Raw genomic sequence first — 12,741 nt, 5'->3', positions numbered from 1 at the left:
GAGAATAGATTATGTCCACACGCAGTACGATTCCTTTTGGACCGCAGCATCCGGTTCTGCCGGAGCCGATTCATCTGGATTTGGTTTTAGAGGATGAAAAGGTAGTGGAAGCAGTCCCTTCCATCGGTTTTGTCCACAGAGGGCTGGAGAAGCTCGTTGAGAAAAAAGAATTTACGGAATATGTGTACGTGGCGGAGCGTATCTGCGGTATCTGCAGTTTTATGCATGGTATGGGCTACTGCGAAGCCGTTGAGCACATCATGAACATAGAAATACCGCCCAGGGCGCAGTATCTGCGCACCATTTGGTGTGAGATGTCAAGAATCCACAGCCACCTGCTCTGGCTGGGGCTTCTGGCGGATGCCTTCGGGTTCGAAAGCCTGTTCATGCAGTCCTGGAAAATCCGGGAAAAGGTACTTGATATGTTTGAAGCTTCCACCGGCGGCCGGGTTATTTTTTCCGTAAACAAGATCGGCGGACAGCGCAAGGATATGGATGCTTCCATGCTGCGCAGTTTTATTGCTGATTTTAATGATATTGAAAAGGAACTGAAGGTGGTGGCCAGGACCTTCCTGGAAGATACCGCTGTTAACAGCCGTCTGCGCGATGTGGGCTTCCTGACAAAGCAACAGGCTCATGATCTTGGAGCGGTCGGCCCGTTTATGCGTGCCAGCGGAATCGCCCTGGATAACAGGAAGCTGGGCTATGCAGCCTATTCAGATCTGAATTTTGAACCCGTGACCAGTGATATAGGCGACTGCTATGCAAGATGTGACGTGCGTATCCGGGAAATCTTCCAGTCCATTGATCTCATCAGGCAGGCAATTTCCAGGATCCCCGGCGGTGAAGTGGCAGTACCCTTCAAGGGCTTCCCGGAAGGGGAGTACTTCATGAGGGAAGAGCAGCCCAGAGGCGAAGCTATCTACTATGTAAAGGCAAACGGCACGAAATTTATTGACCGTTTCAGGGTCCGCACCCCTACCTTTGCCAATCTGCCCGCTTTGCTGGAAACTTTAAAGGGCTGCCAGCTGGCGGATGTGCCGATTCTGATTCTGACAATCGATCCCTGCATCAGCTGTACGGAGCGTTGACGTTACAGGGCGGCTGAAGCTGCATTCAGTGCGGCTGGTCAAACTGCAGCGCATTGGCAGGAAAGAAAAAAGTCGTCACAGTTCAGATGTACGGACTGTGACGGAAAATGCGGTATGAACTCCGCAGGAATCGAGGTTAATATGAAAAACATGAACACCATGAAATTCACGGGTACGGTTCTCAAGAACCTGTTCAGCAAGCCCGCCACAAGGCCTTATCCTGAGCAGCCGAGAGAATATCCTGACAGGACAAGGGGCCACGTGGAAATCGATATAGACACCTGTGTGCTCTGCGGCCTGTGCTCCAGAAAATGTCCCACCGGAGCCATTACAGTGGATCGGGCCGGCAAAACCTGGGAAATCCAGCGGTTTGGCTGTATCCAGTGCGGCTGCTGCGTAGAGGTGTGCCCGAAGAAATGCCTTTCCATGAAGCAAACCTATACACAGCCCGGGGACGTGAAGAAAACGGAAAGCTTCCTGAAAACAAATATGCCCGATCCGGTGGTAAAGCCTGTGGTTAAGCCGGCTGCCCCGGCGGCGGATGCATACGCGTCAAAGCCTGCGGCACAGGCAAATGCCGCCCCGGTAAATACGGCGCAGGCGAATTCGGCTACGGTAAATACAGCGCAGGCAAATGCGGCCCCGGCAGCAAACGCTTCCGAAGCACAGGGTAAAGCATGAGATACGAAATCACCATTACGGGAGTGGTCCAGGGCGTGGGCTTCAGACCCTTTGTTGCCGCCCTGGCGGAAGAACTTCATATCAGCGGCAGCGTCTGCAACAGCGGCGGCGTAGTGAAGATAGATGCATTTGGAAACGAGGAGGCGATGGATAAATTTATCTGTCGCCTTCGTTCGTCTGCCCCTCCGGCGGCCCAGGTAAAAGAGGTGCGTGCCAAGAAGCTGGCGCAAAAGAGTCTGGAAGATGAGAACTGCCCGGCAGACTTTTATATCGTGCCTAGCGAAGGGAAAAATGAAACGGATATTCCGCTGCTCCCGCCGGATCTTCCTGTCTGTGAGGATTGCCTTGCCGAGATGCACAATCCATCGGACGCAAGATTTCACTATCCCTTCATCAGTTGTGTGAACTGCGGTCCCCGCTACAGTATTATTGAAGAAATTCCTTACGACAGGGAACATATTACCATGCGTGAATTTCCCATGTGCCCTGCGTGCCAGCGGGAATATACACGGCAGGCGGACAGACGAAGGCATGCCCAGACCATTTCCTGCAGGAACTGCGGGCCTCAGCTTTTATGGACGGATAACGGCAGCGCCGTGCTCAGCCGGGACGAAGCGCTGGAGGCGGCCATAAGGCAGCTGAAAAACGGCGGAGTCCTGGCGTTAAAGGGAGTGGGAGGGTACCAGCTCTCCTGCCAGCCGGCATCTGAAGACGCTGTCAGGAGGCTGCGCATACTGAAGCAAAGGGAGAAAAAACCCTTTGCGGTCATGTTTCCATCCCTTGACAGCATCCGGGAATACTGTATCCTGTCCGCAGAGGAGGAAAAGCTTCTGTGTTCTGCCGCAAGGCCGATTGTTCTTCTTTCCTGGAAAGAAGGCGGTAAGGCTTTTTCAGATGCAGTAGGCGGTGAAAGCCGTTATCTGGGCGCCTTCCTTCCCTGTACAGGGCTTCATCAGATGCTCACGGAGGAAGCCGGGCCCCTTATTATGACCAGCTGCAATGTGACGGAGGAACCGATTCTTACAACTGAAGAAGAAATACAGCAGCTGTGGGAGAAGCAGCCCTCCTGCCTGGATGGCATAGCCTGGAATACCAGAAAAATCGTAACGCCGCTGGATGATTCCCTGATGCGTGTTACCGGAGAGCGGCCCCAGATGCTTCGCCGCAGCAGAGGCTTCGTACCCTCCCCCATTCTGCTTCCCGGGGAATGCGCAGGCACGGTGCTGGCCATGGGCGGGGATTTGAAATCGGCCTTTTGCCTTGCTTCAGGGAACCGGGCCTATATGAGCCAGTATTTTGGCGATATGGAAAATTACAAGGTATTCCAGACCTATATGGCTGCCAAAGAGCGGATGGAGCGGCTTTTCGGACTGCATCCCAAGACGGTGGCATGCGATATGCATCCGGGCTATCTTACCTTTGCACAGGCTGAAAAAATAGCGTCTTTGCACAACCTGGAGCTGCTTTTGTTTCAGCATCATCATGCCCATGCGGCGTCAATCATGGCGGAACACGGGCTGAACAGCTGCATTGCCGTTATTTTTGACGGAACCGGTTATGGGACGGACGGCAGTATCTGGGGCGGAGAGTTCCTCATATGCACAGATTCCTCCTTTGTCAGGGCAGGGCATTTGGATGAAACAGAGCTTTGCGGTGGGGATGCCTCGGCAAAGGATGCTGCCCTGACGGCAGCGTGCCATCTTCTCCATGCTGGGTTTGCTCCCCGGGATGACGCTCTGGCAAAGCTTTTGCCTGATTGTAATTCAGCCATCGTGGACGCCGCTGTCGCCTCCCATATCAATACGGAAAAAAGCACCAGCATGGGCCGTCTCTTTGATGCGGTAAGTGCGCTTTTGGGAATCCGGGAGTATAATACCTATGAAGGCGAATGCGCAATAGCCCTGGAAAACGCCGCAGCCGGGGCCATGGAAAAAGGACTTGCGCCTGTCTGGCTGCCTTTTCCCATAAGGGAAACACCGGAGGGACTGACTGTGGATCGCCGTGAGCTTATCCGTATCCTGTGCAGGGAGCTTGTTCCCTTCGGAAGGGATAAAAACCGGGGAAAAGACGGGGAGAAAAATGCCCCCGGCCCGGAAATACAGGCGCTGGCGCTGGGCTTCCATGAAGCGGCGGCCGGGATGGTGCTTGCGATGTGCCGTCTGCTGAGAGAACGGTTTCATGAAAACAAGGTGACGCTTGGCGGCGGTGTTTTTGCCAATGTGATTTTACAGGAACGGTGCCGGCAGCTTCTGGAGCAGGATGGATTTAAGGTATATGTAAACGAACAGGTGCCGGGAAATGACGGCGGCATCGCGCTGGGACAGGCCTGGCTGGCGTCCCTTACGATGAAACAGTAAGTAAAAATATGCAGCGGGCCGACAGTTTTATATTTTTAAAGCTGCCGGACTTCTGCCGACAGTAGGAAGAAGGAGCGGAACAGATATGTGTGTAGCGTTGCCCGGCAGGGTGGTATCAGTGGAAGGAACAACAGCAGCAGTGGATTTTCAGGGGAATACGGTTCGGGCGGAGGCAGGGCTTGTCCGGGTGAAGCCGGGAGATCAGGTACTCGTACATGCGGGCTGTATTTTACAGGTTCTGTCGGAAACGGAGGGCAGGCAGCTGCGGGAGCTTTTTGAGGAATTGGAGGAAATAGCGGGTGAAGGAAATTCTTGAATATCTGCAGAGCTATCAGGGAAGGCCGCTGAAGCTGATGGAGGTCTGCGGCACCCATACGGCTGAAATCAACAAAAACGGTATCCCCGGCCTTCTGCCGCCTTCCATCCAGCTGGTATCAGGGCCGGGATGCCCAGTCTGCGTCACGGTAACGGAATATATTGACAGGCTGATCGATTTGGGAAAGGAACCGCAGAATATCATCGTCACCTTCGGGGACATGCTGCGTGTGCCGGGAAGCAGGTGCAGCCTGAGCGAGGCAAAGGCCGGGGGCTGCCGAGTGAAAATGGTTTATTCGCCCATGGATATCTTACGGCTGGCGGAGGAAGACAGGGAGCATATTTATATTTTTGCGGCAGTGGGCTTTGAAACAACAGCCCCTGTTTATGCCATGCTGCTGAAAAAAGCGTTGGAAAAAGGAATCAAAAATATCCGCCTTCTCACCTCGCTGAAGGTGATGCCGCCGGTCATATCCTGGATGTGCGCAGGCAGCGCAGACTGCGGAATAGACGGCTTCCTCGCGCCCGGGCATGTTTGTGTGATCACGGGCAGCAAGGCCTTTGAGGGGCTGGCGGCACAATTTGGAATCCCCTTCGTGGTGGCAGGCTTTGAAGGAGAACAGATCCTTACTGCCATTGCGGCGCTGGTTAAGCTTCAGGGGAAGGGCCGGGTGGCAAATTTTTATCCTTCGGCCGTGACAAGAGAAGGAAACCTTCAGGCCCGCGCGACGGTGGCCGATTATTTTGAACCTGCGGATGCCGCGTGGAGAGGAATGGGGATCATTCCCGGTTCCGGCATGGTGCTGCGGAAAGAATACGAAGCCTTCGACGCCGGCAGCCGGGAGCTGACCGAGGATCGGGAAAAAAATTCCGCATGCTGCTGCGCGCAGGTGCTCACGGGAAAAATAAAGCCTTCCCAGTGTCCTCTGTTTGGAAAGGTATGCACGCCGCAGACACCCCAGGGAGCCTGTATGGTTTCCACGGAGGGCAGCTGCTTTAACAGCTGTTACAATTAATGCAGTATCACGGGAAAGCCTGTGATACGCTGGAGGTAAGAAAATGAAGATAACAATGGCGCATGGAAGCGGGGGACGGGCAACCTCTCAGTTGATTGCGGATATATTTGCCCGGAATTTCAATAATGAAGTGCTCTCCAGAATGGAAGATTCCGCCGTGGTTCCGGGAAGCGGGAGAATTGCGGTAACGACCGACAGCTTTGTTGTGAACCCTATTTTTTTCCCGGGAGGGGATATCGGCAAGCTTTCCGTATGCGGAACGGTGAACGATCTGCTGATGAGCGGCGCACAGCCCAAATACCTGACCTGCGGATTCATCATTGAAGAGGGAGCGCAGAGCGGGGAGCTTGAACGGATTGCGGCCTCCATGGCCCAAACTGCTTCGGAAGCAGGCGTGACGATTGTGGCCGGGGATACCAAGGTCATAGAAGGAAACGGCGGAGTCTATATCAATACGGCAGGGGTGGGTTTTGTGCCGGAGGGTGTAAACATAAGTGCATCCCTGTGCAGGGAAGGAGATGCGGTCCTTGTTTCCGGCTATCTGGGAGAGCATCATGCAGCGATTCTCAGCGCGCGGATGGGAATTGAAAACCAGATCCTGAGCGACTGCGCCCCTCTGGGAGAAATGGTACAATCCATGCAGGAGGCAGGCGTCCGTATCAAAGCGATGCGTGACGTGACCCGCGGAGGCCTTGCGACCGTCCTGCATGAATTCGCGGTTTCTTCCGACTGCTGCGTGGAGCTTGAAGAAAACCGCCTCCCGGTATCCGCCCCCGTCAAAGGCTTCTGCGGCCTCCTGGGACTGGATCCCCTCTACATGGGAAACGAAGGCAAAATGACCGCAGTAGTAGCCGGCGAAGATGCCCCCCTTGCCCTGGAATGCATGAAAAAAAGCCGCTACGGAGAGAACGCCGCCATCATAGGCCATATTTCCCAAAAAGAAAAAGGAAAAATCCTCCTAACCACCCCCATAGGCGGTACCCGCATCCTATCAGAACTAATAGGAGAGGGATTACCGAGGATATGCTAACCCATGAGCCATGCAGAAAAAAACAAGCAGGCAAAGCGTGGGAGTTTACTCACAAAGACCTGCCTGCTTGTTTTTTTCTATAGGGCGAAGCCCTACATTCATAATTTGGCGAAAGAACCCTTTCGTCCCACAAAACCAGCAAACGCCAAATTATGAATGCAATGGCGGGATAGAGAGAGGCAATCCCAAAGCAGAGCCAGCCAAAGAATGAAAGCTTCCTCCCCCCTCCCCGCCTGCTTGTTTTTCTATATGTCCCCCCTCAAAAAAAGAATTCCCCCCACCCCCCTCGACAATCACACAGCTTTTCATTATAATTATAAAAAACCCCAGAAAGGACGGACGAAACAGTGGAAGAAAGAAAAGAAACCATGGAAGACTACGCAAAGGAACTGGAGGCATCCTTCCGTTCCATCAAAGAAGGCGACATCATCACCGGTACCGTAATCGCGGTTAACGAAGAGGGCGCGATTCTGGATCTGCAGTACTATGCCCAGGGCGTAATTAAAGCGGAGGATATGAGCAGCGATCCGAACTTTAACATCCTGGAGGATGTTAAAACCGGAGACACCATTGAAGCCACAGTAGTTAAAACGGACGACGGCGAAGGAAACATCCTCCTTTCCAAGAAGGAAGCCGTCCAGGTGCTTGCCTGGGATATCCTGAAGGGCTACATGGACGAAAAGAAAAGCATCCAGGTAAAAATCAGTGAAATCGTAAAAGCAGGCGCAGTAGCTTTTGGAGAAGGAATACGCGGCTTTATCCCCGCTTCCCAGCTGTCCTTAACCTATGTGGAGGATCTGGAGCCATGGCTTGGAAAACAGCTTGAGGTCAGAGTCATCACCGTAGATCAGGAAAAGAATAAGCTGGTTCTTTCCGCCAAAGCCATTGAAAAGGAAAAAGCGGAAGCCGAAATCAATCATAAGATTTCCATGCTGGCGCCCGGGACTATCCTCGAGGGGACGGTGGAGAGCCTGATGCCTTACGGCGCATTTATCAGCCTTCCCGAAGGCCTGAGCGGCCTTGTGCATATTTCACAGATCTCACAAAGAAGAATCAAAAAGCCTTCCGAGGTGCTTAACACCGGCGATAAGGTAAAGGTAAAAGTGCTGAACACCAATGACGGCAAAATCAGCCTGAGCATGAAAGCGGTGGAAGAGAACACGGAAGCCGATGAAATGGAAGCGCATCAGGCCGAAGAATACAGCTCCAAAGAAGAGGCAACCACTTCGCTGGGAGACCTGTTCAAAAAGCTGAAGCTGTAAGACGATAAAGCGTTTACATGCTGTGCTGCATTCTTTGAGGAGGTAAAATGAGGAGGGGCTTTCATACCATGTTCAGGAAAGGGTTGTCTATGGAAATCAGAAAGCATATGATATTCTCAGGCGAAGTACAGGGCGTGGGCTTCCGCTATACGGCATATATGGCGGCCGGTAAGCTGGGCCTGTCCGGATGGGTTGCAAATCTGGAGGACGGCAGGGTGGAAATGGAGGTCCAGGGCCGGGAACGTGACATAGATCTCCTCACCGAAAAGCTGCGAAACGGCCAATGGATAGAGATTACCGGAATCGAAGAAGAAAAGATTCCCCTGAAAAAAGAAAAACACTTCCGCATCGCCAACTAAGACGTGGAAAAAACCGGAGCCGACAAGGCCCGGTACCATCAAAAGAGGTTATCATTTCCTGAAAACAGCGGAAATGATAACCTCTTTTTGTCCCCAAAGCAATTTTCAAACAGATGTCAGAAGAACTCCTCCGATACAGCGATGGCAGCGGGATATATGGAAACAGCCCCGGAAATATCAATATTCCTTACAGTATCAGGATAGGTCAGGGAGAAAGAAAGATCCACCGGCTCATACAGAGCTTCATTTGTGAGGAAAAATGCGCTCGCCGCGGCATTCCTGCCGTTAGCCGCGTTGCCGGTAAAGGAATAAAGCAGCCTTGGCGTGCCGTTCATAAAAGGAAGTATCTGAAAATAATTTCCGGGCTCCGGCGTTGCCAGGAAAACATAGGATATGGCATAAACGTATCCGGGCTGCAGCGTAATGGTATCATCCGTGGGAAGGCTTGTAAGCCCTCCTGCGCCCCATACAGGATACAGAGGAAGAAAGCTTCCGCTGGCAGGAGAGGATGTGACTCCATACTGGGCATAAGCAGTATTCTGCCAGCCGGCAGGCCCGCGTTCTCCCGCAGGCCCACGCTCTCCGGGAATTCCCTGAATTCCCTGAAGCCCCTGTTCTCCCCTAGTCCCCTGGATACCCTGGGGCCCTCTTTCTCCGCGGGGGCCGGGAATACCCTGAGGGCCCCGTTCCCCCATAGGGCCTGCAGGCCCCTGCGGGCCGCGTTCTCCTCTGGCGCCGGGAGGCCCCTGCGGCCCGGGTTCCCCCTGTAATCCGGGAGGCCCCTGCGGCCCGGGCGGTCCCTGCTGACAGCAGCAGTCCTGACTGCAGGTGTTGCGGCAGGGACAATTTCTATAATATTCTGAAGAATTCATTTTTCATTCACATCCGGTTATGGTATTCTATTCTATAATATGCACAGATAATACACCTGTTCGCTGAAGCGAAGAAAATAGAGGTAGACGGACAGGAAGCTTTTTATTATAATTGTACTGTCCAGTGAATACTTAAGCTTGATTTTGAGACGCACTGACAGGCAGTTCAGACACTGTGCGGTGCGGACTATTAAAAACAGAAAAAGCTGCCAAAGGGTGGCGGAATGAGAGGTAAACATGGAAGAACAAAAGAACGCGCCGGAAGGCATGGAAGAAAAAGAGGACATACTCCCTGACGCAGAGCCGGAAGCGGAAAACGAAGTCGGCTGTGCAAAAGAAGACGTTGCCGAAGCGGAAGACAACGATATTGAAGAGGCATCCGAAGACGCCGATTCTGAAGCTGAGGAGGAAGAGGACGATGACGGCGTCGGCACGATACCGCCCATTCCGAAGATGGCCAGAGGCTTCCATATCAGCGGCCGGCTGATGTTCCAGAATGAATTTACAATCACAAAGGAAATTTATCTGGAATTTGTGAAAGCATTCATGAGCCAGTACAGAAAGCTGTATTATATAATGGGCGGCCTCAGTATTTTCCTGGGACTTTTCAGTATTCTCGGGGGCGCCTTCAGCTCAGGCTTCATTTTTGTGCTGGTAGGTATCGTATGCCTTGTAATGCCCTTCTTCCTGTATCGTTCCTCCAGGGATAAAAAGTTCGCAAAGCAGGTGGAGAATAACGGGGGAAAACCGCTGGAGAGAAAAATAAGCTTTTATTCGGACGGCCTGGAAATCTTCTCCAACAACGGCGCGCATTCCGTATTCCAATACTCTGACATCACCAAGGTTATCAGCTCCAAAAATATTTATGTTGTTGTCGTCCAGAAGAAGCTTTCCCTGCTGGTCCCGAAAAACAGCTTTATTCTGGGCAATGTGGAAGAATGGAAAACCTTCATGTCCACAAAAGGAAAATGGAAGATAAAATAAAGCCGGCGCTCATTGATTCGTACCGCTGCTTTAATAATATAAACTGAGAGGCATACCCTGCTGCGGGTATGCCGCTGTATTATCAGGAAACGATCAGCCATTGGCACTGGAAATCCTGCAAGAGCCTGAAAAAATGATGTTTTCGGAGGAAAAATGAATGTAAAAAGAAAGGCCGGAACCAGGCCGCATAAAAAAGTAACCTGCTTTATCTGTATTATTTTTACAGTGATGCTTATTATGGGCTGCGCAAACAGGGGCGGCCTGAAGGAAGATGGCGGCGGACTTCCTTCCTCCGGATCGCAGGCTGATGTCCCAAAAACCACCGAAGCGTCAGAAAATCAGATGATTCTTTCCTTTATTAATATAGGAAAAGGCGATGCTTTTCTTTTGAAGTTTCCGGAGGATGGCTATTATCTGTGCGATACCGGAAAAGCAGAGGATTACCCCTTGATTTCCAGGCTTCTTAGACACAAGGGTGTGGATTCGCTGAAAGGGATTTTCCTGTCACATGGGCATAAGGATCATACAGGAAGCCTGGAGGCTGTCCTGGCTGATTTTCGTACCGAATGTATTTATCTGTCGGCAGCGGATTCGGTTACTTATGAATCCATCGATGTACCTGCCCTGGCCGCGAAATACGGCGCCAGGCTGGTTGCCCTTTCCGGCGGGGAGGCACTGCAGCTTGGAGCAGCAAAAGTACAGGTATGGATTCCGGATAAGCTATATAAGAAAAAGGATAATAATAATTCCATGGTTCTGCGGTTCTGTTATGGAAAAACCGCATTTCTCATGACAGGTGATATGGAAAAGAAAGCGGAAGCCAGACTGCTGGAAAGCGGTTGGGAAATATCAGCTGACGTCCTGAAGTTGGGACATCATGGAAAAACGGATTCCACAGGAAAAGAATTCCTGGAAAAGGTAAAACCGCAGTACGGAATTATTACAGGCAGCCGGGAGGAAAGTCCCGAGTCCATGAATGAGGAAATCGCAGGACGCCTGAAGGATTGCGGAGTACAGGCATTTTATTCAGAAGGGGAGCAGCTGGCAACTGATTTTATATCGGACGGAACCTCGGTCTGGACGGAGGAAGTCGAAGCGGCTGAACAGTAATCTTTGGGGCATCATTGCAGTAAGCCGTAAGGGGAATAGAGAAAGGGATTTTTGGGGAAAAGAAATGGAAGATGTAAAGCCCGGGGCAGGAATGCCGTCCGGCTGATTCATGAGCGCGCTGCGGCGCGCAGACAGGAGCAAAGATGAAATATACGGAAAACGGAATCCAATATCACCTGCAAATAAAAATGGGGGATGTGGGGCGCTATGTAATCCTGCCGGGAGATCCGAAGCGCTGTGAAAAAATAGCCGCTTTTTTTGACTCTCCCAAGCTTGTGGCGGACAGCAGGGAATTTGTCACCTATACTGGGTATCTGGACGGAGAAAGGGTAAGCGTAACTTCAACAGGAATCGGCGGTCCGTCCGCATCCATTGCCATGGAAGAGCTGGTAAAAGCGGGAGCTGATACCTTTGTCAGGGTCGGTACCTGCGGCGGTATGGATATTGATGTGAAAAGCGGCGATCTGGTCATAGCCACGGGAGCGATCCGCAATGAAGGAACCAGCCGGGAATATGCCCCTATTGAATTTCCGGCGGTAGCGGACATCGATGTGGTAAATGCCCTGATTGCGGCGGCAAAAGAGAGCGGCCATGACTGGCACAAAGGGATTGTGCAGTGCAAGGATTCCTTTTACGGACAGCATGAACCGGAAATCATGCCTGTCAGCTATGAGCTGGAAAATAAATGGCAGGCGTGGCTGCGCCTTGGCTGCAAGGCCTCCGAGATGGAGTCCGCGGCACTCTTTGTGGTTGCGGATTATCTGAAAGTCCGCTGCGGCTCCGTATTCCTTGTGGTGGCAAATCAGGAAAGAGAGAAAGCGGGCCTGTATAATCCTGTGGAGCACGACACGGAGGCGGCTATCCGCGCCGGTATCGGCGCACTGCGTAAACTGATTGCGGAAGATAAAAATAAGTAATTGGGGGATTTCCTTTCCCTGCATCGGCGGTCATGTCATTTCTTTGGCGTGGCCGCTTTACAGTTAGAAGATTGGAATATCTCTTATAGTTTAACTGACCTGCGGGCATTATTTGCGTTAGAAATGCTTAACCAGGCAGAAAACGTAAGTCCGAGGCAGGAAGTGGTTCAGGCAGTCAGGAAAAAGCTGTCGGGTCAGATGGAACAATATTATTATGCGGTACAGAATGGGTATTCTGTTACGGAAGAAGAACTTAAGATGTGTATGGATGAGCAGGATAAAATAATTAAATCGGCATCCAATTTTGCGGAGTTTGAAGCTTACTATGAAGAAAGCGGTACGACTTACAATGAATATCGTCAAAGAATGAAGGAATATAGCAGAATGCAGTTTACTATAAAGAAGTTATATAATGTTGCTTATGAAGAATTCCGACATGGAAATGACAGGATTGGAGAGCGGACCTGTGAAGATTTCAATGAATATTGGACTTATTTCCTTTTGGATGTTGTTTATCCGGCGACAGAAACCTATAATGAAGAGACTTTGATTCCATTGCTGGATGAAGCAGAGGCATTTTACAATGAGTGTCTGGGCATTGGGACGGAATAAGTAGTCGGGGGGGGCTGTCGGGAAATGATAGCCTCAATAAAGGAGGGTGTAACCGATGACGGTCACACCCTCCCTATAAATTTATCTCCATAAAAGAAAAGGGGGCTGTTGGAAAATACCGATTTTGTTTATAAA

The 12,741-nt window shown here is 51.5% G+C and carries 13 protein-coding genes; 12 read left to right on the top strand and 1 reads right to left on the bottom strand.

The features are described 5' to 3' along the window. The first annotated feature begins 11 nt into the window (after positions 1-11). The 8 genes from FYJ45_RS00175 to FYJ45_RS00140 all read left to right on the top strand — a co-directional run bounded on the left by FYJ45_RS00175 (position 12) and on the right by FYJ45_RS00140 (position 8,111). On the top strand, positions 12-1,091 hold the full coding sequence (locus FYJ45_RS00175) for a hydrogenase large subunit (protein ID WP_021635960.1): 1,080 nt from the start codon (positions 12-14) through the stop codon (positions 1,089-1,091). Positions 1,092-1,232: 141 nt separating this feature from the next. Then, positions 1,233-1,772: a 4Fe-4S dicluster domain-containing protein gene (locus FYJ45_RS00170; protein WP_235930456.1), complete on the top strand. Its 540-nt coding sequence runs from the start codon at positions 1,233-1,235 to the stop codon at positions 1,770-1,772. Further along, the gene (hypF, locus tag FYJ45_RS00165; RefSeq protein WP_154462920.1) at positions 1,769-4,129 is read left to right on the top strand and encodes a carbamoyltransferase HypF; all 2,361 of its coding nucleotides are present in this window, start codon (positions 1,769-1,771) and stop codon (positions 4,127-4,129) included. Before FYJ45_RS00170 ends, hypF begins: the two co-directional genes overlap by 4 nt. A gap of 85 nt (positions 4,130-4,214) precedes the next feature. Continuing rightward, positions 4,215-4,445, top strand: coding sequence for a HypC/HybG/HupF family hydrogenase formation chaperone (locus tag FYJ45_RS00160; RefSeq protein ID WP_021635957.1), 231 nt, complete (start codon positions 4,215-4,217; stop codon positions 4,443-4,445). Beyond that, a complete protein-coding gene (gene hypD, locus FYJ45_RS00155) occupies positions 4,429-5,460 on the top strand; it encodes a hydrogenase formation protein HypD (protein ID WP_276890823.1) in 1,032 nt (343 codons plus the stop codon). Before FYJ45_RS00160 ends, hypD begins: the two co-directional genes overlap by 17 nt. A 43-nt stretch (positions 5,461-5,503) precedes the next feature. After that, complete coding sequence (gene hypE, locus FYJ45_RS00150) at positions 5,504-6,490, top strand: hydrogenase expression/formation protein HypE (protein ID WP_021635955.1); 987 nt, start codon at positions 5,504-5,506, stop codon at positions 6,488-6,490. A 368-nt stretch (positions 6,491-6,858) separates the two neighbouring features. Continuing rightward, on the top strand, positions 6,859-7,752 hold the full coding sequence (locus FYJ45_RS00145; RefSeq protein ID WP_154463082.1) for a S1 RNA-binding domain-containing protein: 894 nt from the start codon (positions 6,859-6,861) through the stop codon (positions 7,750-7,752). An 89-nt stretch (positions 7,753-7,841) separates the two neighbouring features. Beyond that, positions 7,842-8,111, top strand: coding sequence for an acylphosphatase (locus tag FYJ45_RS00140; RefSeq protein WP_025489704.1), 270 nt, complete (start codon positions 7,842-7,844; stop codon positions 8,109-8,111). Between the two features lie 116 nt (positions 8,112-8,227). Here FYJ45_RS00140 and FYJ45_RS30020 read toward each other — a convergent pair whose 3' ends face one another. Further along, positions 8,228-8,806, bottom strand: coding sequence for a collagen-like protein (locus FYJ45_RS30020; protein ID WP_207708379.1), 579 nt, complete (start codon positions 8,804-8,806; stop codon positions 8,228-8,230). 414 nt (positions 8,807-9,220) lie between these two features. Between FYJ45_RS30020 and FYJ45_RS00125 the strand changes: the two genes are divergently transcribed. From FYJ45_RS00125 to FYJ45_RS00110, 4 genes are all read left to right on the top strand, one after another. Beyond that, complete coding sequence (locus FYJ45_RS00125; protein ID WP_154462919.1) at positions 9,221-9,967, top strand: YcxB family protein; 747 nt, start codon at positions 9,221-9,223, stop codon at positions 9,965-9,967. Between the two features lie 153 nt (positions 9,968-10,120). Further along, the gene (locus FYJ45_RS00120) at positions 10,121-11,077 is read left to right on the top strand and encodes a ComEC/Rec2 family competence protein (RefSeq protein WP_154462918.1); all 957 of its coding nucleotides are present in this window, start codon (positions 10,121-10,123) and stop codon (positions 11,075-11,077) included. A 143-nt stretch (positions 11,078-11,220) separates the two neighbouring features. Further along, a complete protein-coding gene (gene udp / locus FYJ45_RS00115) occupies positions 11,221-11,994 on the top strand; it encodes a uridine phosphorylase (RefSeq protein WP_102289008.1) in 774 nt (257 codons plus the stop codon). Positions 11,995-12,156: 162 nt separating this feature from the next. Next, on the top strand, positions 12,157-12,606 hold the full coding sequence (locus tag FYJ45_RS00110) for a hypothetical protein (RefSeq protein WP_207708378.1): 450 nt from the start codon (positions 12,157-12,159) through the stop codon (positions 12,604-12,606). Positions 12,607-12,741: the final 135 nt, after the last annotated feature.

This window comes from Eisenbergiella porci (assembly GCF_009696275.1).
Taxonomy (GTDB): Bacteria; Bacillota; Clostridia; order Lachnospirales; family Lachnospiraceae; genus Eisenbergiella; species Eisenbergiella porci.
Note: the sequence above shows the minus strand (reverse complement) of the source record. Positions and strands in the feature narration are given on the sequence as shown.

Bases quoted from the DNA above. Each gene is read 5' to 3' on its own strand.
- FYJ45_RS00175 (WP_021635960.1), top strand. From the start codon at position 12: ATGTCCACACGCAGTACGATTCCTTTTGGACCGCAGCATCCGGTTCTG.
- FYJ45_RS00170 (WP_235930456.1), top strand. From the start codon at position 1,233: ATGAAAAACATGAACACCATGAAATTCACGGGTACGGTTCTCAAGAAC.
- hypF (WP_154462920.1), top strand. From the start codon at position 1,769: ATGAGATACGAAATCACCATTACGGGAGTGGTCCAGGGCGTGGGCTTC.
- FYJ45_RS00160 (WP_021635957.1), top strand. From the start codon at position 4,215: ATGTGTGTAGCGTTGCCCGGCAGGGTGGTATCAGTGGAAGGAACAACA.
- hypE (WP_021635955.1), top strand. From the start codon at position 5,504: ATGAAGATAACAATGGCGCATGGAAGCGGGGGACGGGCAACCTCTCAG.
- FYJ45_RS00145 (WP_154463082.1), top strand. From the start codon at position 6,859: ATGGAAGACTACGCAAAGGAACTGGAGGCATCCTTCCGTTCCATCAAA.
- FYJ45_RS00140 (WP_025489704.1), top strand. From the start codon at position 7,842: ATGGAAATCAGAAAGCATATGATATTCTCAGGCGAAGTACAGGGCGTG.
- FYJ45_RS30020 (WP_207708379.1), bottom strand. From the start codon at position 8,806: ATGGGGGAACGGGGCCCTCAGGGTATTCCCGGCCCCCGCGGAGAAAGA.
- FYJ45_RS00125 (WP_154462919.1), top strand. From the start codon at position 9,221: ATGGAAGAACAAAAGAACGCGCCGGAAGGCATGGAAGAAAAAGAGGAC.
- FYJ45_RS00120 (WP_154462918.1), top strand. From the start codon at position 10,121: ATGAATGTAAAAAGAAAGGCCGGAACCAGGCCGCATAAAAAAGTAACC.
- udp (WP_102289008.1), top strand. From the start codon at position 11,221: ATGAAATATACGGAAAACGGAATCCAATATCACCTGCAAATAAAAATG.